Origin of the sequence: Streptacidiphilus jiangxiensis, from assembly GCF_900109465.1 — a bacterium.
Lineage (GTDB): Bacteria > Actinomycetota > Actinomycetes > Streptomycetales > Streptomycetaceae > Streptacidiphilus > Streptacidiphilus jiangxiensis.
On record NZ_FOAZ01000019.1, the window covers coordinates 74,915 to 99,876 of the forward strand.

20 protein-coding genes are annotated in these 24,962 nt (G+C 72.7%); 10 read left to right on the plus strand and 10 right to left on the minus strand.

Features of this window, described 5'->3' with window-relative positions:
• Positions 1-14: 14 nt before the first annotated feature.
• Entirely contained in the window at positions 15-1,340 is a 1,326-nt protein-coding gene (locus tag BMY61_RS30665; RefSeq protein ID WP_042444788.1) for a glycosyltransferase family 4 protein, read from the minus strand.
• A 249-nt stretch (positions 1,341-1,589) separates the two neighbouring features.
• Between BMY61_RS30665 and BMY61_RS30670 the strand changes: the two genes are divergently transcribed.
• Positions 1,590-2,186 (plus strand): TetR family transcriptional regulator, encoded by a 597-nt coding sequence (locus tag BMY61_RS30670; RefSeq protein ID WP_042444787.1) that lies wholly within the window; start codon positions 1,590-1,592, stop codon positions 2,184-2,186.
• A gap of 170 nt (positions 2,187-2,356) precedes the next feature.
• On the opposite strand, the gene BMY61_RS30675 is transcribed toward BMY61_RS30670, so the two are convergent.
• On the minus strand, positions 2,357-2,584 hold the full coding sequence (locus BMY61_RS30675) for a ferredoxin (protein ID WP_042444786.1): 228 nt from the start codon (positions 2,582-2,584) through the stop codon (positions 2,357-2,359).
• 1 nt (position 2,585) lies between these two features.
• On the minus strand, positions 2,586-4,058 hold the full coding sequence (locus BMY61_RS30680; protein WP_042444785.1) for an aldehyde dehydrogenase: 1,473 nt from the start codon (positions 4,056-4,058) through the stop codon (positions 2,586-2,588).
• A 226-nt stretch (positions 4,059-4,284) separates the two neighbouring features.
• On the opposite strand from BMY61_RS30680, the gene BMY61_RS30685 reads away from it, so the two are divergent.
• The 6 genes from BMY61_RS30685 (at position 4,285) to BMY61_RS30710 (ending at position 11,122) form a co-directional block, all read left to right on the plus strand.
• On the plus strand, positions 4,285-5,304 hold the full coding sequence (locus BMY61_RS30685) for an MBL fold metallo-hydrolase (protein ID WP_042444851.1): 1,020 nt from the start codon (positions 4,285-4,287) through the stop codon (positions 5,302-5,304).
• Between the two features lie 197 nt (positions 5,305-5,501).
• Positions 5,502-6,764, plus strand: a complete 1,263-nt coding sequence (locus BMY61_RS30690; protein WP_042444784.1) for an SCO2321 family membrane protein — start codon at positions 5,502-5,504, stop codon at positions 6,762-6,764.
• On the plus strand, positions 6,764-7,432 hold the full coding sequence (locus BMY61_RS30695) for an SCO2322 family protein (RefSeq protein ID WP_042444783.1): 669 nt from the start codon (positions 6,764-6,766) through the stop codon (positions 7,430-7,432). The genes BMY61_RS30690 and BMY61_RS30695 overlap by 1 nt, the downstream gene beginning before the upstream one ends.
• 32 nt (positions 7,433-7,464) lie before the next feature.
• Positions 7,465-8,568 carry an energy-coupling factor transporter transmembrane component T gene (locus BMY61_RS30700; RefSeq protein ID WP_042444782.1) on the plus strand — a complete coding sequence of 368 codons (1,104 nt, stop codon included), beginning with the start codon at positions 7,465-7,467 and terminating at the stop codon, positions 8,566-8,568.
• Positions 8,565-10,178, plus strand: coding sequence for an ABC transporter ATP-binding protein (locus BMY61_RS30705; protein WP_042444781.1), 1,614 nt, complete (start codon positions 8,565-8,567; stop codon positions 10,176-10,178). The genes BMY61_RS30700 and BMY61_RS30705 overlap by 4 nt, the downstream gene beginning before the upstream one ends.
• A gap of 11 nt (positions 10,179-10,189) precedes the next feature.
• The gene (locus BMY61_RS30710; protein ID WP_236655922.1) at positions 10,190-11,122 is read left to right on the plus strand and encodes an ECF transporter S component; all 933 of its coding nucleotides are present in this window, start codon (positions 10,190-10,192) and stop codon (positions 11,120-11,122) included.
• On the opposite strand, the gene BMY61_RS30715 is transcribed toward BMY61_RS30710, so the two are convergent.
• The 6 genes from BMY61_RS30715 to BMY61_RS30740 all read right to left on the minus strand — a co-directional run bounded on the left by BMY61_RS30715 (position 11,032) and on the right by BMY61_RS30740 (position 18,933).
• Positions 11,032-11,613 (minus strand): Uma2 family endonuclease, encoded by a 582-nt coding sequence (locus tag BMY61_RS30715; RefSeq protein WP_042444780.1) that lies wholly within the window; start codon positions 11,611-11,613, stop codon positions 11,032-11,034. The two genes, BMY61_RS30710 and BMY61_RS30715, sit on opposite strands and share 91 nt — an antisense overlap.
• 88 nt (positions 11,614-11,701) lie before the next feature.
• Complete coding sequence (locus BMY61_RS30720; protein ID WP_042444779.1) at positions 11,702-12,316, minus strand: TetR/AcrR family transcriptional regulator; 615 nt, start codon at positions 12,314-12,316, stop codon at positions 11,702-11,704.
• A gap of 62 nt (positions 12,317-12,378) precedes the next feature.
• Entirely contained in the window at positions 12,379-13,554 is a 1,176-nt protein-coding gene (locus tag BMY61_RS30725) for an acyl-CoA dehydrogenase family protein (protein ID WP_042444778.1), read from the minus strand.
• Positions 13,551-15,524 (minus strand): acetyl/propionyl/methylcrotonyl-CoA carboxylase subunit alpha, encoded by a 1,974-nt coding sequence (locus BMY61_RS30730; RefSeq protein ID WP_042444849.1) that lies wholly within the window; start codon positions 15,522-15,524, stop codon positions 13,551-13,553. Before BMY61_RS30730 ends, BMY61_RS30725 begins: the two co-directional genes overlap by 4 nt.
• 35 nt (positions 15,525-15,559) lie before the next feature.
• Positions 15,560-17,161, minus strand: coding sequence for an acyl-CoA carboxylase subunit beta (locus BMY61_RS30735; RefSeq protein WP_042444777.1), 1,602 nt, complete (start codon positions 17,159-17,161; stop codon positions 15,560-15,562).
• Positions 17,158-18,933: an acyclic terpene utilization AtuA family protein gene (locus BMY61_RS30740; protein ID WP_269083958.1), complete on the minus strand. Its 1,776-nt coding sequence runs from the start codon at positions 18,931-18,933 to the stop codon at positions 17,158-17,160. Before BMY61_RS30740 ends, BMY61_RS30735 begins: the two co-directional genes overlap by 4 nt.
• 189 nt (positions 18,934-19,122) lie before the next feature.
• On the opposite strand from BMY61_RS30740, the gene BMY61_RS30745 reads away from it, so the two are divergent.
• Positions 19,123-19,950, plus strand: a complete 828-nt coding sequence (locus tag BMY61_RS30745; protein ID WP_042444776.1) for an isocitrate lyase/PEP mutase family protein — start codon at positions 19,123-19,125, stop codon at positions 19,948-19,950.
• A gap of 143 nt (positions 19,951-20,093) precedes the next feature.
• Here the strand turns inward: BMY61_RS30745 and BMY61_RS30750 are convergent, their stop codons facing one another.
• The gene (locus BMY61_RS30750; protein WP_042444775.1) at positions 20,094-21,263 is read right to left on the minus strand and encodes a steroid 3-ketoacyl-CoA thiolase; all 1,170 of its coding nucleotides are present in this window, start codon (positions 21,261-21,263) and stop codon (positions 20,094-20,096) included.
• 183 nt (positions 21,264-21,446) lie between these two features.
• On the opposite strand from BMY61_RS30750, the gene BMY61_RS30755 reads away from it, so the two are divergent.
• Positions 21,447-22,679 carry a cytochrome P450 gene (locus tag BMY61_RS30755; protein ID WP_042444774.1) on the plus strand — a complete coding sequence of 411 codons (1,233 nt, stop codon included), beginning with the start codon at positions 21,447-21,449 and terminating at the stop codon, positions 22,677-22,679.
• Positions 22,680-22,858: 179 nt separating this feature from the next.
• The gene (locus tag BMY61_RS30760; protein WP_082014863.1) at positions 22,859-24,886 is read left to right on the plus strand and encodes an MFS transporter; all 2,028 of its coding nucleotides are present in this window, start codon (positions 22,859-22,861) and stop codon (positions 24,884-24,886) included.
• The last annotated feature ends 76 nt before the right edge of the window (positions 24,887-24,962 follow it).

Sequence of the window (24,962 nt, forward strand, 5' to 3'; positions counted from 1 at the left end):
GGGGTGAGGGCGGGTCAGACGTAGCGCCAGCCGCGGCCGGCGCGGGCGTGCTGCCCGATGCCGGAGGCGATCGCCTCGCGGTAGCGCTCGACGGTCAGCTCGGCGGCGCGACGCCAGGTGAAGCGCTCCAGCACACGGGCACGGCCGGCCGCGCCGATGCGGGCACGCAGCTCCGGCTCGTCCAGCAGCTTGCCGAGGGCGGCGGCCAGCGCGCCGGGGTCGCCCGGCGGGACGGCCAAACAGGTCTCGCCGTCGGGGCCGGCGACCTCCGGGATCGCGCCGCCGGTCGTGGCGACCAGCGGGGTGCCGGTGGCCATCGCCTCGGCGGCGGGCAGCGAGAAGCCCTCGTAGAGGGAGGGCACGCAGGCGACCTGCGCACTGCGGACCAGGTCGACGAAGGCGGCGTCGTCGATGCCGCCGCGGAACTCGACGGCGTCCTCCAGCCCGAGCCGCTTGATCGCGTCCGCGACCGGCCCGTCCTCCGGCCGCTTTCCGACGACGACCAGGTGCGCGTCACGCTCGGTGCGGACCTTGGCGAGCGCCTCGATCAGGTACACCAGGCCCTTGAGCGGCACGTTGGCGCTGGCGGTGGTGACGATCCGACCCGGCACCTCGGCGACGGACGCGTCCGGCGACCACAGCTCCACGTCCGCGCCGATCGGCACCACGTGGACGCGGCCGGGCGCCACGTCGAGGTGGTCGACGATCTCGCGGGCGGAACTCTCGGAGACGGTCAGCACCGAGTCGAGGCGGGCGGCGACGCGGCGCTGCATCCGCGTGAAGCCGTACCAGCGGCGCACGGAGAGCTTCTTGAGGGTGCCCTCGGCGGCGTCGAGGTCGAGCTGCCGGTCGACGGTGATCGGGTGGTGGATCGTGGTGACCAGCGGGAAGCCGATCCGGTCCAGGCCGAGCAGGCCGTAGCCGAGGGTCTGGTTGTCGTGCACCACGTCGTAGCGGCCACGGTGCAGGGAGAGGTGACGCCGGGCGCGCAGGCTGAACGTCAGCGGCTCGGGGAAGCCGCCGGTGCGCATGATCGCCGTCTCCAGCACGTCGACGGGCCCGCGGTACTCGGCGAGCGCAGGCGTGCGGAACGGGTCCGGGTCACGGTAGAGGTCCAGGCTGGCGATCTCGGTGAAGGCGAGGCGGCCCGGCCCGGAGGGATCGACGGCGTGGTGGTCGAGGACCGGGTACGGCTGGCCACCGAGCACGCGCACGTCGTGCCCGAGCCGGGCGAGCTCGCGCGACAGGTGTCTGACGTAGACGCCCTGCCCACCGCAGAACGGGTTTCCCTTGTACGAGAGCAGCGCGATACGCAGCGGCGCGTCGTGGCTCGCGGTCAATTGGACCCCTCTCCTGGGTCTCTTGCTGGTCTCCCGTTGCGCTCCCAGGTGTCCCGGGCACGTCCCGGGCCTCCCGGGGCAATCCCGGCCAGGGTAATCTAGAACACGTTCCAGCGTGGCGGCAGCGAGAGAGCTTGAAGATTACCGGTCCGTAGCTTTGCTCAATCGGGCGGGGCAGGTGATTCGCGCCACGCCCGCGCGGTACGCCATCATGCGTGGGGTCCAGTGGTAGGCACGTAGGAGCTTCGGATGACGACCAGCCCTCGCCCGGCGGCGCCGCCGCTCACCGAGCGGCAGGAGGCGCGTCGCCGCCGCATCCTGCACACCGCCGCGCAACTGGCGTCGCGCGGCGGGTTCGAGGCGGTCCAGATGCGCGAGGTCGCGGAGCTGGCGGGCGTCGCGCTGGGCACGCTCTACCGCTACTTCCCCTCCAAGGTGCATCTGCTGGTCGCGACCATGCAGGACCAGCTGCAGCTGTTCCAGGAGCAGACCCGGAAACACCCGGTGGAGGGCGAGGACCCCGGCGCGCGCGTCGCCGACACCCTGATGCGGACGTTCCGCGGGCTGCAGCGCGAGCCACAGCTCGCGGAGGCGATGGTCCGCGCCCTGACCTTCGCCGACCGCTCGGTGAGCGCGGAGGTGGACCAGGTCAGCCGGATCACCGGCCAGCTGATCCTGGACGCGATGGGGCTGACGGAGCCGCCGACGCGCGAGCAACTCGCCGCGGTCCGGGTCATCGAGCACACCTGGCACTCGGCACTGGTCACCTGGCTGAGCGGGCGCGCGTCGATCGCCCAGGTGCGGATCGACCTCGAGACGGCCTGCAAGCTCTTGACGATGGACTGAGCCGAACCTTCAGGCGGCGGGGAAGCTGCAGCGACCTCGGGGGCGCGAGGAACTGCGCGAGGAACCCACCCCAGGCGAATGGCCCTGTTCGCTCGGGATCCATCCACCCCGGGTGGTTGTCGCGCCCACGCGGCGGAGCCGCAATTCGGCAGAGCCTCGCGCCCCTGGTTTCAGTCAGGGAAAACAGGATCCCCGGTCTCCGCCATCTGGATCAGGATCGCCTCGACCGGGCAGGTCTCCGCCGCGGCGAGGACGACCTCGGACGCGTCGATCTCGTCGTCGACCGGGTGGGACTGCCGGGCAGTGTCCAGCCGGAAGGCCTCGGGCGCACTGTTGGCGCAGAACCCACTGCTGATGCAGACGCCCCGGTCGACCTCCAGCCGCCAGCGGTCACCCATCTCAGTTGCCCTCCGGGACCGGGTACCCCTGCGGGAGGTTGATGGTCTTGTCCTCCAGGAAGCCCGACAGGCCCTCGGGGCCGAACTCCCGGCCCAGGCCGGAGTTCTTGAACCCGCCGAAGGGGCCGTTGAAGTCGAGGCTGAAGCTGTTGACCGAGAAGGTCCCGGTCCGGACCTGCCGGGCGACCTCCACGCCGTGGGTCGCGTCGCCGGCCCAGACGCTGCCGGAGAGGCCGTACTCGGAGTCGTTGGCGATGCGGATCGCGTCCGCCTCCTCGTCGTAGGGCAGCAGGCAGACGACGGGGCCGAAGATCTCCTCGCGGGCGACCCGCATCCGGTTGTCCACGGACCCCAGCAGCGTCGGCTCGACGTACCAGCCGCGCGGCTGCGCCGCGGGGACGCCTCCGCCGGTGAGAACCTTGGCGCCCTCGTCCTGGCCGATCCGGATGTAGTCGAGGTTGCGCTGCTGCTGCCGCTTGGCGACCAGCGGGCCGACCTGCGTGGCACCGTCCAGTGGGTCGCCGACGACGAGGCTGCTGACGGCGGCGGCCATCTTGTCGGCGATCTCGTCGTAGCGGGAGCGCGGCGCGAGGACGCGGGTCAGCGCCACACAGGCCTGGCCGTTGTTCATGTAGGAGGCGCCCATGAGGTTGGCCACGGCCGCGTCGAGGTCGGCGTCCGGCAGCAGGATCGCCGCGGACTTGCCGCCGAGCTCCAGGGTGACCCGGGTGAGGTTGCGCGAGGCGACCTCCATGATCCGCTTGCCGGCGCCGACCGAGCCGGTGAAGGAGATCTTGTCGATGCCCGGGTGGCCGACCAGGTACTCGCTGACCTCGCGGTCGGCGGGGAGGATGCTCAGCACACCCTCGGGCAGGCCGGCCTCGGTGGCGATCTCGGCCAGGATGTAGGAGTCGAGCGGCGTCTCCGGCGAGGGCTTGAGCACCACGGTGCAGCCGGCCAGCAACGCGGGCGCGAGCTTGGCCGCCGCCACGAACTGCGGCACGTTCCACGGCACCACGGCCGCGACCACACCGGCCGGCTCACGGCGGACCAGGATCGGGCTGAGCACGCCCTTGCGGTACTCCTCGAAGCGGAAGTCGCGGGCGGTGGCGATCGCGGAGTCCCAGATCATCACCGGCCCGAAGGCCTGGGCCAGGATGCTCCAGGAGTACGGCGAGCCGTTCTCCGAGCTGATCACCCGGGCGATCTCGTCGGCGCGGGCGGCGATGCCGTCCTTGATCCGGGTGCAGATCTCGATCCGCTGCTCGATGCTCATCCGCGGCCAGGGACCCTCGTCGAAGGCCTTGCGCGCGGCGGCGACGGCGCGGTCCACGTCCTCGCGGGACGCGTGCGGAACGCGTCCGATGACCTCCTCGGTGTGCGGGGAGATCACCTCGATCACCTCGGCGCCGGAGGGCGCCACCAGCGTTCCGCCGATGTAGAGCTCGCCGTACTCGGTCACGCCGTCGACCATCGGTCTCTCCTCCCGAACCGGGCTTCTCCCCGTCCCCGTCCCACTCCATGAGAACTGATACCAGTTCTAGTTATAGGCGGCAATGGTCATGCAGTACGCTGCCGCGATAGGTGCATTGCGCACAGAACGTGTTGCAGTTCCGAGGAGGCAGTCCGTGGCTGTGCCGATCTCTGTGACCGATCCGCGGGAGGAGCAGCCCGATCGCCGGGCGTGGCGCGAGCGGGTGCTGCCGCCCGTGCAGGGCCTGGGTGGCGGGGTGTGGAGCATCCCCGTCCCGATCCCGGACAACCCCCTGCGCTACACGCTGGTGTACCTGCTGGAGAGCGACCGCGGCCCGGTGCTGGTGGACACCGGCTGGGACGACCCGACCGGGCGCGAGATCCTGCGCGCCGGCCTGGCCGAGGCCGGCTTCGCACTGGAGGACGTGCACGGCGTCCTGGTCACCCATCACCACCCCGACCACCACGGCCTCTCCGCGCACGTCCAGGCCGCCTCGGGCGCCTGGGTCGGCATGCATGCGGCCGAGGCCGCGGTCGTACGGGCGGTCCGGGAGATCCCGGCCGACCAGTGGATCGACCGGATGACCCGCTCGATGCGGGCGGCGGGCCTGCCGGAGGAGCACCTTGCCGCACTGCGGCAGTGGGGTGGCGACTCCGAGTCGGGCCCCGCGACGCTCGGCGCCGTCGTCCCCGACCGTGAGCTCGTCCACGGCGAGAGCGCGGGCGTGCCCGGACGGCAGGTCCGGGTCATGTGGACACCCGGCCACACGCCCGGCCACGTCTGCCTCTACCTCGACGAGAGGCCGCGCACGCGCCTGCTGAGCGGCGACCACCTGCTGCCGACGATCAGCCCCGTCGTGTCGCTGTACCCGGAGAACCCGCAGGACGAGCCGACGGACCCCCTCGGCGACTTCATCGACTCCCTGGAGCGGATCGCCGCCCTCGGCCCCGAGGAGATCCTGCCGGCGCACCAGTACCGCTTCACCGACGCGCCGCGCCGGGTCCAGGAGCTGCTGGACCACCACACGGCCCGGCTCGCCGATCTGCACGCGCAGCTGCGCGGGGCGCCGATGACGCTGTGGGAGGCGGCGCAGGGCATGCACTGGAACCGCCCCTGGTCCGAGCTCGGCTTCCTGGCCCGCCACCTCGCGGTCTCCGAGGCGGCGGCGCACCTGCGCAGACTCGTGAAGACGGGCCTGGCAGAGGCGGTCACCGACGAGGACCCTGTGATGTACCACGCACGCTGAGTTGCACTATCCAGGGGCGCGAGGAACTGCGCGAGAACCAACGACGTGCGGATGGCACTGCGCGTTGAGGACCACCCGCACGCCGGTGGTTGCTCGCGCAGTTCCTCGCGCCCCTGGTGTGTGCAACCACATGCAGGAGCGAACAGAAGCTCACGTTAGGGTGATGGGCACCGCTGATCGAAAGGGCCTCCTTCGCCATGCTCTCCGCCGTCCGTCGACCCGCCGCGCTCGTCGCGGGCGTGCTGACCGCAACCGCGCTGCTCGGCGCCGCCGCACCCTCCTTTGCCGACGCTTCCGCGAGTGCCTCCGCCGCGCCGCTGCCGACCGCGCTGTACGGGAAGGGCGACCCCACCTACGACGGTGTCTGGCGTCAGTCCCTGAGCCTGATCGCCCTGCACGCGCAGGGGGTCACCCCGGCCGCCGACGCGACCGACTGGCTGGCCAAGCAGCAGTGCAGCGACGGCGGGTGGTCCTCCTACAACGCGGACGCGTCCAAGCCGTGCGTGCCCGCGACCGAGGACACCAACGCCACCTCCGTGGCGATCCAGGCGCTCGTCGCCCTCGGCGGGCACGACGACGCCGTCGCGAAGGCCGTGGCCTGGTACAAGAACGTGCAGAACAAGGACGGCGGCTGGTCCTACAACCCCGGCACCGCCAGCGACGCGAACTCGACCTCGCTGGTCGTCAGCGCGCTCGCCGCGGCCAAGGTGGACCCGGCGTCCGTCGCCAAGGACGGGAAGAGCGCCGTGCAGGGGCTGGCCGCGTTCCAGCTCGGCTGCTCCACCCCCGCGGCCCAGCAGGGTGCGTACGCCTACCAGCCGGACAAGAGCGGCAAGCTCGCCGCGAACGGTCTGGCCAGCGCGCAGGGCGCGATCGGCGCGGAGCAGGCGTTCCTGCCGGTCGTGGCGTCCGCCGCGAGCGCAGCGTCGTCCGCGTCCTGCGGCGACTCCGCCGCGAGCGCCGCGAACTACCTCGCCGCCCAGCTCAAGGGCGGCCAGGAGCACCTGACGCAGCAGCTCGCCGGTGCGGCGCCGAGCCCGGACTACGCCGCGACGGCGTGGGCCGTGCTGGCGCTGGCGCACCAGGGCCGGGTGTCGGACGCGCAGGGCGCGATGGCGTGGCTGAAGCAGAACGCGCAGGCGTGGACCCAGGGTGACCACGGGCAGCCGCAGCCGTCCGCGCTGGCGCTGCTGGTGCTGGCCGCGCAGGCGACCGGCACCGACGCGACGCAGTTCGGCACCACCAACCTGGTCGCGCAGCTGGAGAGCACCGGCCCGGCCCCGGCCGCGACGCCGGGCACGCACGGCGCGTCCGCCGCGGCGAGCAGCAGCGCCACCGCGGCCCCGAAGCAGGGCGGCACGGGGAACATCGTCGTGTTCATCGCGCTGCTGATCGCCGGTGTCGGCGTGGGTCTGCTCGTCAGCAGCTGGAACCGCAAGCGCCTCGGCAAGCGCGCCTGATGCGCCGGCTCGTGGCCGCGGCGGTCGCGGTCGTCACCGTGTTCGCGGCGGCGCTGCTCGCGCTGCCGCTGCTGACGGCCGCACCCGCGTCCGCGACGGCGTACCGGTACTGGGCCTTCTGGTCCTGGACGCAGGGCGCGTGGAGCTACCAGCAGCAGGGGCCGAACACGAACGTCCCGGCGGACGGCAGCGTCGACGGCTGGCGGTTCGGCGTCGGTGAGGACAGTGCGCACGCGCTGTCCCCGCGGCCGACCGTCGCGCCGTCCTTCGCTCAGCTGTGTGCGGGGACGCCCGCGGTGAGCGGTAAGAAGCGGGTCGCCGTGGTGATCGACGCCGGGACCGACCGGGGCGCCCCGGCCGAGCGCGGCGCGTGCGCGGTGCTGGATCCGGGGGCGACCTCGGCGCAGCTGCTGGCCGAGCTCGTGCCGCCGCTGCGCTACGACGTCAACGGCATGCTGTGCGCCATCTCCGGCTATCCGGTGCAGGGTTGCGGGGAGGCCGTGGCCGACCCGGCCGCGACTTCCCCCGCGACCTCGGCCCCGACCGCTGCGGCGAAGAGTGGCGACTCCTCGGTGCCTGCGCTCGGGTGGGCGGCGGGCGGCGCGCTCGTCGTGCTGCTCGGCGGCGCCGCCTGGTGGCAGAACCGCCGTCGCCGGCACGGCGGCTGACCCTGTGACAACAGCCCGGACAGCTCCCTGAGATGAAGCACTCCCTGCACCCCGGCGCCTGGTGGCTGTGGGCCCTCGGCCTGGGCACCGCCGCCTCGCGCACGACCGATCCGCTGCTGCTGCTCCTGATCGCGGCCGTCGCCGGCTACGTCGTCGCCGCGCGGCGCACCGACGCGCCCTGGGCGCGGGCCTACGGGGTGTTCCTGCGGCTCGGGCTGCTGGTGCTGGGCGTGCGGATGCTCTTCTTCGCGCTGCTCGGGTCGGCGATCCCGGGCACGCACGTGCTGGTCACACTGCCGCAGGTGCCGCTGCCGCACTGGGCGATGGGTATCCGGCTGGGCGGCCCGGTGACGGCCGAGGGCCTGCTCTTCGCCGCGTACGAGGCGCTGCGGCTGGCCGTGCTGCTGGCCTGCGTGGGCGCGGCGAACGCGCTCGCCAACCCGGCGCGGCTGCTGCGCTCGCTGCCGGGCGCGCTCTACGAGGCGGGCGTGGCCGTGGTGGTGGCGCTGACCTTCGCGCCGAACCTGGTGGCGGACGTGCAACGGCTGCGCGCCGCACGGCGGTTGCGCGGGCGGTCGGAGCGTGGCGTGCGCGCGCTGCTGAGCGTCGGCGTGCCGGTGCTGGAAGGCGCGCTGGAGCGGTCGGTCGCGCTGGCCGCGGCGATGGACGCGCGCGGGTTCGGCCGCCAGGCGGGGGTGCCCCGCCGGGTGCGGCTGGCCACCGCGGCGTTGACCCTCGCGGGGCTGCTGGGCTGCTGCGTCGCCGCCTACGGGCTGCTGGGCGCGGACGGCGCGACATGGGCGCTGCCGCTGCTGGGGGTGGCGGCGCTCGCGGCGGGCGGCGGTCTGGTGCTGGGTGGGCGTCGGGCGACGCGGACCCGCTACCGCCCCGACCGCTGGGACGCGCGGGCCTGGCTGGTGGCCGGTTCGGGTGTGGTCGTGGCGGCCGGGATGGTCTGGGCGGGCTCGGGGTACGGAGACGCACTGAACCCGCCACCGGTGCCACTGGCCGCGCCCGCGCTGCCGCTGGTCCCGGCCGCGCTCGTGCTGCTCGGGCTGCTGCCCGCCTTCGTCGCGCCCGCGCCGGCGAAGCGCTCTTCCGCCACCGCCACTGCTGCCGAGGAGGCCCGGAAGTGATCACCTTCGAGTCCGTCTCCGTCCGGTACGCCGACGCGGCCGCACCGGCCGTGTCCGGTGTCGACCTGAAGATCCCCGAGGGCGAGCTGTGCCTGCTGGTCGGGCCGTCCGGCTCGGGCAAGTCGACGCTGCTGGGTGCCGTCAGCGGCCTGGTGCCGCACTTCACCGGCGGCGAGCTGCGCGGCCGGGTCACGGTCTGCGGGCGCGACACCCGCACCCACCGCCCGCGCGACCTGGCGGACGTGGTCGGCACCGTCGGGCAGGACCCGCTGGGCCACTTCGTCACCGACACCGTCGAGGACGAGCTCGCCTACGGCATGGAGTCGCTCGGCCTGCCCGGGGACGTGATGCGGCGCCGCGTCGAGGAGACCCTGGACCTGCTGGGCCTGGCCGAACTGCGGGACCGGCCGCTGGTGACCCTCTCGGGCGGCCAGCGGCAGCGGGTGGCGATCGGCTCGGTGCTGACGGTGCACCCGAAGGTGCTGGTGCTGGACGAGCCGACCTCGGCGCTGGACCCGGGCGCGGCGGAGGAGGTGCTGGCCGTGCTGCAGCGGCTGGTGCACGACCTCGGCACGACGGTGCTGCTGGCCGAGCACCGGTTGGAGCGCGTCGTGCAGTACGCGGACCAGGTCGTGCTGCTGCCGGGCGACGGGCAGCAGCCGGTCGTCGGCTCACCGGCCGAGGTGATGGCCGTCTCGCCGGTCTTCCCGCCGGTGGTGGCGCTGGGTCGGGCAGCGGGATGGCGGCCGCTGCCGCTGTCCGTGCGCGACGCGCGCCGCAAGGCGGGCCCGCTGCGGGAACGGCTTTCGTCCGTGCCCGTGCCCGCCGCGACCGCGACGGAAGCGACCGGCGAACCGCTGGCGGTGCTGGACCGGGTGGGCGTGCGGCGCGACGCGGTCCGCGCACTCGACGGCGTCTCGCTGACGCTGCGCCCGGGTGAGGTGACCGCGCTGATGGGCCGCAACGGCGCGGGCAAGTCGACGCTGCTCGGCAGCCTCGTCGGTCTGCACACCCCGTCCTCGGGCACGGTCTCCGTCGGCGGCCTGACCCCGCACCGCGCCCAGCCGCGCACGCTGCTCGCGCAGGTGGGCCTGGTGCCACAGGAACCGCGCGACCTGCTCTACTGCGACACCGTCGCCGCCGAGTGCGCGGCCGCCGACGGCGACGGCGGCGCCACGCCCGGCGCCTGCCGCGCACTGGTGGAACACCTGCTGCCCGGCATCGGCGACGACGTCCACCCCCGCGACCTCTCCGAGGGCCAGCGGCTGACGCTGGCCCTCGCCGTCGTCCTGACGGCGCGTCCGCGCCTGGTGCTGCTGGACGAGCCGACACGCGGCCTCGACTACGCCGCCAAGGCCCGCCTCGTCACCATCCTGCGCGAACTCGCCGAGGCCGGGCACGGCATCCTGCTGGCCACCCACGACGTGGAGCTGGCCGCCGAGCTGGCGCACCGGACGGTCATCCTGGCCGAGGGCGAGCTCGTCGCCGACGGCCCGACGGCGGAGGTCGTCGTGGGCTCGCCCGCGTTCGCACCGCAGGTCGCAAAGATCGTCGGGGAGGGGCCGTGGCTGACGGTGCCGCAGGTCGTCGACGCGCTGGGGTTGTCGTGACGGAGTCTGTCGTGAACACCGGCGACGAGCTGAGCCGCCCCGTCCCGCTGGGCCGCCGGGCCACCGCGCTGCTCGTGCTGGTCTCCGTGCTCGGCCTGGCCGCGTTCGGCTGGCCGCTGTTCGCCGCGCCCGGCTCGGCGCTGGCCGCGCACTCCGTCGACGCGCCGTGGCTCTTCGCCGGGCTGCTGCCGCTGCTGCTCGCGGTCGTCCTCGCGCAGATCGCCGAGGGGCGCGCCGCGCACGGCGGGCAGGTCGGGCTGGAGGCCAAGTCCGTGGCCCTGCTCGGCGTCCTCGCGGCGGCGGGCGCGGCGCTGCGGGTGCTGGGCGCCGGGACGGCCGGGCTGGAGCCGATGTTCTTCCTGGTCGTCCTGGCCGGGCGGGTACTCGGGCCGGGCTTCGGCTTCGTGCTCGGCAACGTGTCGATGTTCGCCTCCGCCCTGCTGACGGGCGGCGTCGGGCCGTGGCTGCCGTTCCAGATGCTGGCGATGGGCTGGGTCTGCCTCGGCGCGGGCCTCCTCCCGGGCGCCGCGACGCTGCGCGGGCGGCGTGAGCGGTGGCTGCTGGCCGCCTACGGCGCGGTCTCGGCGGAGCTCTACGGCCTGATCATGGACCTCCAGGGCTGGCCCTACTTCGCGGGTACCTCGGCGTCCGTCTCCTACGTCCCGGGCGACGCACTCTCGGCCAACCTGACGCGGTTCCTGCTCTACCACGTCACCACGGCCATGGGCTGGGACCTCATGCGCTGCGCGCTGACGGCCGTCCTCTGCCTCACCCTCGGCCGCCGCGTCCTGCTGGCCCTGCGCCGCGCGTCACGCCGCGCCGCCTTCCACACCCCGGTGCGGTTCGGGGAGCCTCAGAAGAACTCGGACGTCTCCAGCTCGAACCCGAACGGCTCGGGCAGCGCCAACGGCTCCCCGAAGGCGACGGACAACACGCGCGCGTAGTCGTCCCCCGACGGCTCACTGTGGAGAACCACCTTGGCCTCGTCCCGGTCGACGAGGAGATAGAGCGGGATCCCGGCCCGCGCGTAGCAGTGTCGCTTGACCTTACGGTCGACGGACGGACGCAGGCTCGTCACCTCGACCACCATCGCGACCCCGTCCGGCCGCATCCACGAGGGCGCGCCACGGAGGATCCGTCGCTCACGCGGTGCGAGGACGAGGTCGGGGATCAGGTGGTTCTTCGGGCAGGGACCTCCTGCCTTGATCAGCAGCCCGCTGTTGCCCGACTGCTGCATCGGCTCCGTAGAGCGTCCGAAGACCTGGTAGACGATGACGTCGATGGCGTCCTGGTGATCGCCATCCGGTGCAGGCGACACGACGATCTCCCCTTCGACGAGCTCGGCCTTGAAGCCCTCCGGGGTCTCCAAGGCGAGGAAGCTCTCCAGGAGGATTTCCTCGTCCGTCGGCATCGCCTCATGCGCCATAGCACTCATGGTGCACCCCCTCGGTGTTCGCGACCAGCTTCACTGAGCGTCGCGCGCCACGCCGCAGGGTCACCTGCTCTTCACCCGAACGAGTCGGCTACAGCTGCGCGTCGAGGATGCGGGCCCACTGGCGGACGATGCGTTCGCGGCGGTCGCTGTCGTCGCTGAGGACGTCGGCGAGGCCGAGGCCGCGGGCCATGTCCAGGGTGGCCTGGACGGTTTCGCGCACGCCCGGGCGGGACTCGTCCGCGCCGAGGAGGGCGACAGCCGTCCGGTGGGTCTCCCGGCCGATCCGGGACTCCAGTTCGAGGACGCGCGGGCGCAGCTGGTCGTCGGTGCTGACCGCCGCCCACAGCTGAAGGGCAGCGCGGAACAGCGGGGTGGTGTAGAGGCCGACGAGCATCCGCACGACGGCCTCGTGACGGCGAGGGCCGGAGGCCGGGAGCGCGGCCGCCTTCGCGTCCAGCTCAGCGCGGCGCTGGACGGCGACGTGTTCGACGGCCGCGGTGAAGAGGTCCTCGCGGGTCGGGAAGTGGTGCTGGGCGGCGCCCCGGGAGACACCGGCCCGTTCCGCGACGACGGCGACGGTGCTGCCGGACCAGCCGACCTCGGCCAGGCAGTCGACGGCCGCCTCCAGGAGCCGCTGGCGGGTGGCTCGGCTGCGGTCCTGCTTGGGGGCGCGCGCGGAGGCGGCGGCTGCTGTCGTCGACACGGGTGAATCCTTTCCGTGAGGAACTCTACGGCGCCCCCGCCCGCACCAGCGGGCCCGTCCGGTCAGTAGGACTTGGGGAGCCCCAGGGTGTGCTGGGCGACGAAGTTCAGGATCATCTCCCGGCTGACCGGCGCGATCCGGCCCACCCGGACACCCGCGATCAGCGAGGCGAGCCCGTACTCGGACGCCAGACCGTTGCCGCCGAGCGTCTGCACGGCCTGGTCCACGGCCCGCACCGCGGCCTCGGCCGCCGCGTACTTGGCCATGTTCGCGGCCTCGCCAGCGCCGAAGTCGTCGCCCGCGTCGTAGAGGAACGCGGCCTTCTGCGTCATCAGCCGGGCGAGCTCCAGCTCGATGCGGACCTGCGCCAGCGGGTGCGCGATGCCCTGGTGCGCGCCGATCGGGTCCTTCCACACCGTGCGCTGCTTGGCGTAGTCGACGGCCCGGTCCAGCGCCAGGCGGGCCATGCCCGCCGAGTACGCGGCGGCCATGATGCGCTCGGGGTTGAGGCCCGCGAAGAGCTGGAGCAGGCCCGCGTCCTCGTCGCCGACCAGCGCGTCGGCGGGCAGGCGCACCTCGTCCAGGAAGAGCTGGAACTGCCGCTCGGGCAGGTGCAGCTCCATCTCGATCGGCTTGTACTCGAAGCCGGGCGTCTCGCGCGGCACGATGAACAGGGCCGGCTTGAGCTTGCCGGTCTTCGCGTCCTCGGTGCGGCCGACCACGAGGGTGGCGTCGGCGGCGTCGACGCCGGAGATGAAGACCTTCTGGCCGCTGAGCACCCAGTCGGAGCCGTCGCGGCGCGCGGTGGTGGTGATCTTGTGGGAGTTGGAGCCGGCGTCGGGCTCGGTGATGCCGAAGGCCATCCGGCGGGTGCCGTCGGCGAAGCCGGGCAGCCACTCCTGCTTCTGGGCGTCGGTGCCGAAGCGGGCCAGGATGCTGCCGCAGATCGCCGGGGTGACGACCAGCATCAGCAGCGGGCAGCCGGCCGTGCCGAGCTCCTCCAGGACGATGGACAGCTCCTGGATGCCGGCGCCGCCGCCCCCGTACTGCTCGGGCAGGTTGACGCCGAGGAAGCCCAGCTTGCCCGCCTCGCGCCACAGTTCGTCGGCCGGGCGGTGCTCCTTGCCGCAGGCGATCAGGTAGTCGAGGCCGTAGCGGCTGCCCAGCGCCCTTACGGCGGCGCGCAGATCGCGGCGTTCCTCGGATTCGACGAAGGTGCTCTCGTACGTCGCGGTCATGGCTGCGAGGTCCCCTCCTGGTTCACGGTCGGCTCGGTGGTCTCGCCGATGACGGCGAGGAGCGCGCCGGTGTCGACCTGGTGGCCGACGGCCGCGCGAAGTTCGGTGACCACGCCGTCGGTCGGCGCGGTGATGCGGTGCTGCATCTTCATCGCCTCCAGCCACAGCAGCGGCTGACCGGCGGTCACCACGTCGCCCACGGCCGCCTCGACGCGAACGACCGTGCCGGGCATGGGCGCGAGCAGCGACCCGGCGGCGGTCTCGCGCTCCGGCTCGGGGAAGCGCGGCAGCACGGTGAGCGCGACGGCGCCGAGCGGCGAGTCGACGTGGACGAGGGTCGCGCCGTACCGGGCGAGGCCGAAGGTGCGCTGCACGCCGTCCACGTCGAGGACGACGCGGTCCGGCTCGGCGCCGACGAGGGCGACGTCCGGGTGCGTCTCGGCCCGCAGGCCGTCGCGGGTGAGGCGGTAGCGGACCTCGTGCTCGACGCCGTCGTGGGCGTAGCGCTTGACCTGCGGGTGCGCGGCGACGTTGCGCCAACCGCCGCCGATCGGGGTCCGGTTCGCGGCGGCGTCGCCGAGCGCGGCGGCCAGCGCGGCGAGCGCGACGGCGTCCTTGTCGGCTGCGCCCTCGCCGGGGTGGCGGGTGAGGAAGGCGGTGTCGACGCGTCCGGCCAGGAACTCCGGGTGGCGCAGCACGCGCACGAGCAGGTCGCGGTTGGTGGTCAGGCCGTGCACGCGTGCCTTGGCGAGCGCGCCCGCGAGGCGGCGGGCGGCCTCGGCGCGGGTCGGCGCCCAGGCGATGACCTTGGCCAGCATGGAGTCGTAGTGGACGCCCACCTCGCTGCCGCTGCCGACGCCCGCGTCCAGGCGGACCCCGGCCCGCTCTCCCGCACGCGGCGGCGCGAACTCGGCGGTGACGCCGGGGATGTCGAGCAGTTCGACGGTGCCGGTCTGCGGCTGCCAGTCGCGCGCCGGGTCCTCGGCGTAGAGGCGGACCTCGATCGCGTGCCCCTGGGGCGCGGGCGGCTCGGCCGACGGCAGCGCTCCGCCCTCGGCGACGAGGAGTTGGAGCGCGACGAGGTCGAGTCCGGTGACGCACTCGGTGACGGGGTGCTCGACCTGCAGGCGGGTGTTCATCTCCAGGAAGAAGAACCGCCCGTCCGGCGCGAGCAGGAACTCGGCCGTCCCGGCGCCGACGTAGCCGATCGCCCGGGCGGCGGCACGGGCCGCCTCGTGCAGGCTCGCGCGGGTCTCCTCGGCGAGCAGCGGCGCGGGGGCCTCCTCGACGACCTTCTGGTGCCGCCGCTGGATCGAGCAGTCGCGCTCCCCCACGGCCCAGACGGTGCCGTGCGCGTCGGCCAGCAGCTGCACCTCGACGTGGCGGCCGGTCTCGACGTAGGGCTCGACGAACACCTCGTCGCTGCCGAACGCCGCCAGCGCCTCCTGCCGGGCCGTCGCCAACTCTGCCTCGAGCTGCGCGAGTTCCCGCACGACGCGCATGCCGCGGCCACCACCGCCCGCCGCCGCCTTGACCAGCAGCGGCAGGTCCGCGTCCGTCGGCTCCCCCGCGACGGAGAGGACGGGGACGCCGGCGGCGGCCATCAGCTCCTTGGCACGGGTCTTCACGCCCATCGCGTCGATGGCGGCGGGCGGCGGGCCGATCCAGACGAGCCCGGCGTCGAGCACGGCCTGGGCGAACGCGGCGTTCTCGGAGAGGAAGCCGTAACCGGGGTGGACGGCGTCGGCGCCGGCCGCGCGGGCGGCGGCGATGACCAGGTCGGCGCGCAGGTAGGTGTCGGCGGGCGCGGCGCCGGGCAGCCGGACGGCGGCGTCGGCCTCGCGGACGAACGGCGCGTCCGCGTCGGCGTCGGAGAAGACGGCGACGGTGGCGACGCCGAGCTCGCGGCAGGTGCGGAAGATCCGCCGCGCGATCTCGCCACGGTTGGCCACCAGCACGGATCCGATCACGGCGCTTCCCTGGGTGTAGTCGTCGGTCACGGCCCTCACATCCTGAAGATTCCGTAGCCGCGCGCACCCTCGACGGGCGCGCTGTGGATCGCGGAGAGCGACAGGCCCAGCACGGTGCGGGTGTCGCGCGGGTCGATCACGCCGTCGTCGTAGAGGCGGCCGGAGAGGAACATCGGCAGCGACTCCGCCTCGATCTGCTGCTCCACCATCGCGCGCAGACCGGCGTCGGCCTCCTCGTCGTAAGCCTGGCCGCGCGCCTGCGCGGAGGCGCGGGCGACGATGGAGAGCACGCCCGCGAGCTGCTGCGGGCCCATGACGGCCGACTTGGCGCTGGGCCAGGCGAAGAGGAAGCGCGGGTCGTAGGCACGGCCGCACATCCCGTAGTGCCCGGCGCCGTAGGAGGCACCGACGAGCAGGGACAGGTGCGGGACCTTGGAGTTGGAGACCGCGTTGATCATCATCGCGCCGTGCTTGATGATGCCGCCCTGCTCGTACTCCTTGCCGACCATGTAGCCGGTGGTGTTGTGCAGGAAGAGCAGCGGGATGTCGCGCTGGTTGGCCCACTGGATGAACTGGGCCGCCTTCTGGGCCTCCTGGCTGAACAGCACGCCCTGTGCGTTGGCCAGGATCCCGACGGGGTAGCCGTGGATCCGGGCCCAACCCGTCACCAGGCTCGGGCCGTAGAGCGGCTTGACCTCGTCGAACTCCGAGCCGTCGACGATCCGGGCGATGACCTCGCGCGGGTCGAAGGGCTGGCGCAGGTCGCCGGGGACGATGCCGAGCAGCTCCTCCTCGTCGTACTTCGGCGGCTCGACCAGGCCGGCGGCCGGGCCGGGCCCCTGCTTGCGCCACTCCAGGCGGGCGACGATGCGGCGGGCGCGGTGGATCGCGTCGACCTCGTCGGCGGCGAAGTGGTCGGCGAGGCCGGAGACGCGGGCGTGCATCCGGGCGCCGCCGAGGGACTCGTCGTCGCTCTCCTCGCCGGTCGCCATCTTCACCAGCGGCGGACCGCCGAGGAACACCTTGGACCGCTCGTCGATCATCACGACGTGGTCGGACATGCCGGGGACGTAAGCGCCACCGGCGGTGGAGTTGCCGAAGACGACGGCGACGGTCGGGATGCCGGCAGCGGAGAGCCGGGTCAGGTCGCGGAAGATCGCGCCGCCCGGGATGAAGATCTCCTTCTGGCTGGGCAGGTCCGCGCCGCCCGACTCGACCAGGCTGACCAGCGGCAGCCGGTTCTCCAGCGCGATCTGGTGGCAGCGCAGCGCCTTCTTCAGCGTCCACGGGTTGCTGGCGCCGCCGCGCACGGTCGGGTCGTTCGCGGTGATCAGGCACTCGGTGCCGGAGATCCGCCCGATGCCGGTCACCATGCCCGCGCCGACCGGGTACTCGCTGCCGAAGGCGGCGAGCGTGGACAGCTCCAGGAACGGGGTGTCCGGGTCGATCAGCAGCTCGACCCGCTCGCGGGCGAGGAGCTTGCCGCGGGCGCGGTGGCGGTCCACGTACTTGGGGCCGCCACCGGCGACCGCCTTGGCGTGCTCGGCGTCCAGCTCGGCGAGCTTGGCGAGCATCGCCTCGCGGCGCTCGCCGAACTCGGCGCCGCGCGGGTCGACGTCGGTGGTCAGGACGGTCACAGCCCCTCCTTCGAGGTCGAGTTCGAGTTCGGGTTCGGGTTCGGGTTCGGGTTCGGGTTGGCGTTCAACAGGGCTTCCGGGATGTCGAGACAACGGGAGCGCAGCCACTCACCGAGCGCCTTGGCCTGGGGGTCGAACCGGGCCCGCGAGGCGACGCCGTCGCCGAGGATGCCCTCGACGGTGAAGTTCAGTGCGCGCAGGTTCGGCAGCAGCGTGCGGGTGACAGTCAACTCGACTGCCTCCGGCAGGAGTTCCTTCAGGCGCGCGACGGTGAGGGTGTGCGCGAGCCAACGCCAGCCGTCCTCGCTGCGGGCCCAGACACCGATGTTGGCGCTGCCCCCCTTGTCCCCGCTGCGTGCCCCGGCGACGGCGCCGAGCGGCGCGCGACGGGTGGGCGTCGGCCCGTCGAGCGGGTCCGGCAGTTCGGGGTCGGGCACCGTTTCGAGCGGGCGGCTCGCGGGCGCGGGCGCGATCTCGACGCAACTCCCGTCCGGCAGGAGCGCGGTGTGCCGCACGTCGGCCGGGTCGGCGGTGAGTGCCTCGAAGACGCCGTAGGGGCCGGGCTTCTGCGGCAGCCCGGCGACGTGGAAGCCGGGATAGCCGGCCAGCGCCAGCTCGACAGGCACGGTCGCGGTCGCGCGGCGGACCAGCTTGGGGTCCTGGTCGCGGACGACCAGGCGCAGCAGTGCGCTGGCCTCCTCCTCGGTGGCGGCGTCCGGGTGGTCGGTGCGGGCCAGCGTCCAGTGCAGCTCGGCGGGTTGCTGCTTGTCGAGCGCGTCGGCAAGCTGAGCCTGCATCAACTCGGCCTTGGCGTCGACGTCCAGGCCGGTCAGCACGAAGACGGTCTCGGCGAGCCAGCCGCCGAGGCGGTTGACGCCCACCTTCAGTGTCGGCGGCGGAGCCTCGCCGCGCACGCCGCTGATCCGGACCCGGTCCGGGCCGTCCCCCTCCAGGCGGATCGTGTCGAGGCGGGTGGTCACGTCCGGCCCGGCGTAGCGGGCGGGGCCGGTCTCGTAGAGGAGTTGGGCGGTGACGGTCTCCACGGTGACGGCGCCGCCGGTGCCGTCGTGCTTGGTGATGACCGCGCTGCCGTCGGGGTGGATCTCGGCGAGCGGGAAGCCCGGGTGCAGCCGCGCGGCGGGCGACAGCTCGTGGAAGAAGGAGAAGTTGCCGCCGGTCGCCTGCGTGCCGCACTCGAGCACGTGCCCTGCGGCGACGGCTCCGGCCAGTCGGTCCCAGTCGTCCCGCGCCCAGCCGAAGTGCGCGGCCGCGGTGCCGCTGACGAGTGCGGCGTCGGTGACCCGGCCGGTGACCACGACGTCCGCACCCGCGTCCAGACAGGCGGTGATCCCCCACCCGCCGAGGTACGCGTTGGCGGCCAACACCCCGGGGCGCTGCGCCCGGAACGCCGCCAGCACGTCGTCACCCTCGACGTGCGCGATCCGCGCCTGCCCGAGCCCGAGCGTGGCAGCGAGCTCCCGCAGCCTCTCGGCCAGCCCGGCCGGGTTGAGCCCGCCCGCGTTGACGACGATCCGCACCCCGCGGTCGAGGGCGAGGCCGAGGCACTCCTCCATCTGCCGCAGGAAGGTCTTGGCGTAGCCGAGCGAGGGGTCCGTCATGCGCTCGCGGCCGAGGATCAGCATGGTCAGCTCGGCGAGGTAGTCGCCGGTCAGCAGGTCCAGCGGCCCGCCGGTCAGCATCTCCCGCACGGCGTCGAACCGGTCGCCGTAGAACCCGGACGCGTTCCCGACCCGCAGGATCGATTCGGACACCTCTGCCCCTTCCGGCCAGCCCACCCGACAGCTCGGGCGCGCGCTGCGCCCAGCCTGGCAGCAGGGCCAGAAACAATCAAGCGTGCTTGCTTGATTTGTTGCTTGCATGACGTGCTCCGCTGCGACACGCGGACGGTGATGTCCGATTTCCGCCAGCAGGGGTGCCCGGTGGGCGGTTGAGTGGATCCCATGACTTCACAGCAGGACCTCGCCCAACTGTTCCGCTCCCTGCACACCCCCGGCTCGCCGCTGCTGCTGGCCAACGCCTGGGACCTCGCCAGCGCCCGGCTCGTCGCCGACGCAGGAGCCCGCGCGCTCGCCACGACGAGCGCCGGCGTGGCCTGGGGCCTCGGCACCGCCGACGGCAACCAGGTCGACGTGGACCAGGTGGTCGCCCTGGTCACCCGGATCGCGGCCGCGGTGGACGTGCCCGTCAGCGCCGACATCGAGAGCGGCTTCGGCGCGGACCCCGCGGGCGTGGCCGGGACCGTCACCCGGATCGTGGCGGCGGGCGCGGTCGGCGTCAACATCGAGGACGCCCACAGCGAGCCCGTCTCCCCGCTCCGCCCGACCGCCGAGCAGGCCGCACGCATCGCCGCCGCGCGGGCCGCGGCGGACGCGAGCGGCGTCCCGCTCTTCGTCAACGCCCGCGTCGACACCTACCTGCTGGGCGTCGGCGACCCGGCCACGCGCCTGCGCGAGACGCTCACCCGGGCCCGCGCCTACGTCGACGCGGGCGCGGACGGCGTGTTCGTTCCCGGCGTCACCGAGCTCGCGGTCGTCGCGGAGCTGGCGGAGGCCATCGACGCCCCGCTCAACGTCCTGGCCGGCCCGGGCGCGCCGAGCGCGGCGGAGCTCGCGAAGGCGGGCGCGGCGCGGATCTCGCTCGGCTCGTCGATGGCCTCCGCGGCGTACGGCGTCGTGCAGCGGGCCACCCGCGAGCTGCTCACGTCGGGGACGTACGAGGCGATTGCCGACGGGGTCGGCTACGGGGAGCTCAACGCGCTCATGCAGTAGTTGCACCATCCGGGGGCGCGAGGAACTGCGCGACAAGCCACCGACGAGCAGATGGTCCGGGACGCACAGGGCCATCCGCACGCCGGTGGTTGCTCGTGCCCCGCGGCGGAGCCGCAGATCAACAGAGCCTCGCGCCCCCGGTTTCAGATCCGCTGGATGATCGTCCCGGTCGCCAGCGCGCCGCCCGCGCACATGGTGATCAGTGCGAACTCCTTGCCGCTGCGCTCCAGTTCGTGCAGCGCCGTGGTGATCAGGCGCGCGCCGGTCGAGCCGACCGGGTGGCCCAGGGCGATCGCGCCGCCGTTGACGTTGACCTTCTCCATGTCCGCCTTCATCACCTGCGCCCAGGACAGCACCACCGAGGCGAACGCCTCGTTGATCTCGACGATGTCGATGTCCTTGAGCGACATCCCCGCCTTGCCCAGCACCGCGCGGGTCGCGTCGATCGGGCCGTCGAGGTGGTAGTGCGGGTCGGAGCCGACCAGGGCCTGGGCGACGATGCGGGCCCGCGGAGTGAGGCCGAGAGCGCGCGCCGCGCGCTTGGAGGCCCACATGACCGCGGCCGCACCGTCGGAGATCTGGGAGGAGTTCCCCGCGGTGTGGATCGCCGTCGGCATCACCGGCTTCAGGCCGGCCAGCGCCTCGGCGGAGGTGTCGCGCAGACCCTCGTCGCGGTCGAAGAGCCGCCACATGCCCTGACCCGCGTGCTGCTCGGCCTCGGTGGTCGGCACCTGTACGGCGTACGTCTCGCGCTTGAACCGCTCCTCCGCCCACGCCTGCGCGGCGCGCTGCTGGGAGAGCAGCCCCAGGTGGTCGACGTCGGCGCGGGTCAACCCGCGGTTGCGGGCGATGCGTTCGGCCGCCTCGAACTGGTTGGGCAGGTCGACGTTCCACTCCTCCGGGAACGGCCGTCCATTGCCGCCCGCGGAGCCGGAGCCCAGCGGGACACGGGACATGGACTCGACGCCACAGGCCACGCCCACGTCGATGGCGCCCGCGGCGACCATGTTGTGGACCATGTGGTTGGCCTGCTGGGACGAACCGCACTGGCAGTCCACGGTGGTGGCCGGGACCTCGTACGGCAGACCCATCGCGAGCCACGCGTTGCGCGCGGGGTTCATCGACTGCTCGCCGGCGTGGGTCACCGTCCCGCTGACGACCTGCTCGACGACGTCCGGCTGGACGCCCGTGCGGGCCAGCAGCTCCCGGAAGGTCTCACCGAGCAGATAGGCGGGATGCAGGTTGGCGAGCGCCCCGCCGCGCTTGCCGATGGGGGTGCGCACTGCCTCGACGATCACGGGCTCAGCGGCCATGAGCGGTCCCTCCCGAGTGGCCCAGAACTGATACTCGTTCTAGTTCTGCGGACCTTTGTATGCGGAGCCAGACCCCCCGCGCAAGGCCCTTGCATCCACTAGAACGTGTTACTACCGTCGAGTGGATATCTGACACTCCGTCAGAGTCACTCCACATCCCAGGCGCCCCTCAGGAGGCCCGCGATGTCCTGTCCGGTCCTGCCCGACGGATTCGACCCGACCGATCCGGAACTGAACGCGCACGGCGTGCCGCTGCCCGAGTTCGCCGTGCTGCGACGCACCGCGCCGGTCTGCTGGATCCCGCAGGCAGACGGGACGAGCGGCTTCGACGACGGCGGCTACTGGGCGGTGACCCGCCACGCCGACGTGCGCGAGGTCTCCACCCACCCGGAGACCTTCTCCTCGCAGGCCAAGACCGCGATCATCCGCTTCCACCCGTCGATCGAACCGTCCGCGATCGACGGCCAGAAGCTGATCATGCTGAACATGGACCCACCGGAGCACACGAGACTCCGCTCCATCGTCCAGCGCGGCTTCACCCCCCGCGCCATCAACGCGCTCCAGGACGCCCTGCGCGACCGCGCCGAGCGGATCGTCCACGCGGCGGTCAAGGAGGGCACCGGCGACTTCGTCACCGACGTCGCCTGCGAGCTGCCGCTGCAGGCGATCGCCGAGCTGATCGGTATCCCGCAGAGCGACCGCAGCAAGATCTTCCACTGGACCAACACCATGGTCGGCTACGACGATCCCGAGCTCGCGCTCACCCAGCAGATGGGGATGCAGTCGGCCGTCGAGCTGATGAGCTACGCCATGGGCATGGCCGAGGAGCGCAAGGCCTGCCCGGCCGAGGACATCGTCACCAAACTGGTCAACGCCTCCGGTCAGGGCAACCTCAGCAGCGACGAGTTCGGCTTCTTCGTCCTGGTGCTGGCCGTGGCCGGCAACGAGACCACCCGCAACGCGACCAGCCACGGCATGCACGCGATGCTGACGCATCCCGAGCAGTGGGAGCTGTACAAGGAGCGCCGGCCGCAGACCGCGGCGGACGAGATCGTCCGCTGGGCCACGCCGGTCATCTCCTTCCAGCGCACGGCCACGCAGGACGTGGAGCTCGGCGGTGCGGAGATCAAGGCCGGGCAGCGGGTCGGCATCTTCTACGCCTCGGCCAACAACGACGAGGACGTCTTCGACCGCCCCGACCGATTCGACATCCTCCGCGACCCCAACCCCCACCTGGGCTTCGGGGGCGGCGGCCCGCACTTCTGCCTCGGCGCGAACCTCGCGCGGCTCGAGATCGACCTCATCTTCAACGCGATCGCCGACGCGATGCCGAACATCCGCCTGAACGGCGAGCCGAACCGGCTGCGCTCGCCATGGCTGAACGGGATCAAACGGATGGATGTGCAGTACCAGTAGCTGCACTCCCCCCAGGGGCGCGAGGAACTGCGCGACCAGCCACCGTGTGCGAATGGTCCTGCGCATTGAGGACCATCTGCTCATCGGTGGCCGGTCGCGCAGTTCCTCGCGCCCCTGAGGTCTCACTCGTTCAGCCTCTCCAGCACGCCTGACCCGAGCGTGCGGGGTTTGCTGGGTGCATGGCCCAGCAGCAGGCGGTTGACGTGCGTCCGGAGGACCAGCCACCCGTGCCGGAGAGCGCGCGGAGGGTGCGGCTGGTGTTCCTCGGGGTCATGCTCGGCATGTTCCTCGCGGCGCTGGACCAGACGATCGTCTCCACCGCGCTGCCGACCATCGTCGGCGACCTCGGCGGCGCGAACCACCTGTCGTGGGTCGTCACCGCGTACATGCTGGCCGCCACCGCGACCACCCCGCTCTGGGGCAAGCTCGGCGACCTCTTCGGACGCAAGCACATCTTCATCATCTGCATCGTCATCTTCCTGATCGGCTCGGCGCTGTGCGGCCAGTCCCGCAACATGACCGAGCTGATCGCCTTCCGGGCCATCCAGGGGCTCGGCGGCGGCGGGCTGATGGTGCTGGCGATGGCGGTGATCGCCGACGTCGTGCCGCCGCGCGAGCGCGGGCGGTACCAGGGGGTGATCGGGGCCGTCTTCGGCGTCTCCTCGGTGGTCGGCCCGCTGCTGGGCGGCTTCCTGGTGGACAACCTCAACTGGCGCTGGGTCTTCTACGTCAACCTGCCGGTCGGCGCGGTCGCGCTCTTCGTCATCGCCACCGCCCTGCACGCCAAGCGGCCGGAGAGCCGGCCGAAGATCGACTACCTGGGCACGCTGCTGCTCGCGGCCGCCTCGACCTGTCTGGTGCTGATCACCAGCCTCGGTGGGACGACCTGGGCGTGGAACTCCGTCGCGGTGTGGGGCTGCGGAATCGGCGCCGTGCTGCTGATCGTCGCGTTCGTCTTCTGGGAGCGGCGTGCGCCGGAGCCGGTGATGCCGCTGCGGCTGTTCCGCAACCGGATCTTCACGGTCTGCTCGGGCATGGGCTTCATCATCGGCCTGTGCATGTTCGGGGCACTGTCGTACATCCCGCTCTACATGCAGGTGGTCAACGGCAACTCGCCGACCGAGTCCGGGCTGCGGCTGCTGCCGCTGATGGCGGGCGTGCTGATCACCTCGATCGGCACCGGACAGCTGATCTCCAAGACCGGCCGCTACAAGATCTACCCGATTATCGGCACCGCGCTGACCTGCGTCGCCCTCGTGCTGCTGGCCCAGGTCGACGAGAAGACCAGCTCCACCGTGATGGGCGTCTACATGCTCATCCTCGGCCTCGGGCTGGGCCTGGTGATGCAGGTGCTGATCATCGCGGTGCAGAACTCCGCCGACTTCGCCGACCTCGGCACGGCGACCTCCGGCGTCACCTACTTCCGGTCCATCGGCGGCTCGTTCGGTGCGTCGATCTTCGGCACGGTGCTGAACAACCAGCTGAAGACGAAGATCACCGCCGCCGAGCAGGACGGGACGCTCTCGCCGCACTTCCCGACCGAACAGGTGCTGGCCGACCCGACCAGCGTGCACAAGGCGCCGCCGGCGCTCAAGCCGCTGCTGGACCCGTTCCTGCATCTCTTCGCGGTGTCGCTGCAGACGGTGTACCTGGTCGCGGCCGGCATCACGGTCCTGGCCTTCATCCTGTCGCTGTTCCTGCGGGAGGTCCCGCTGCGCGCGGCGACGCGCGCGAGCCAGGGTGAGGCGGCCGGCCCGCCCGCGTTCCGCAGCTCGGCGGAGGAGATCGAAGGCATGATCACCCGGCTGTCCAGCCGGGAGAACATCTGGGAGCGCTACGGCCGCGCCATCGACCGGTCCGGCATCGACATCTCCGTCCCGCAGGCCTACGGCCTCTTCCGGCTCCACCACGCGGGGCCGATCACCGAGGAACAGATCTGCCAACGGCTGAAGATCACTTCGGACGAGATCCGCCCGAAACTGGACGCCATGGTCGCTTCCGGACGCGTCCAACGCGACGACGCAGGTGTGCTGACTGTGACTCCGGCCGGACAGGACGTCATCCATCGCCTCTCGGAGGCCCGGCTGACCCAGCTCCGCGACAAGCTGGAGGGCTACTCGCCCGAGCAGCACGCCGAACTCCTGGCCATGCTGCGCACCTTGGCGGACGATTCGCTGGAGGCGCCGGGCCGGGTGCTGTCGGACTGACCACGACCGCTCGATCAGTAGGCGATCGACTGTTCGTCCGTTCGCATCGATGCTGCATAATCGCCCCCGATCGACG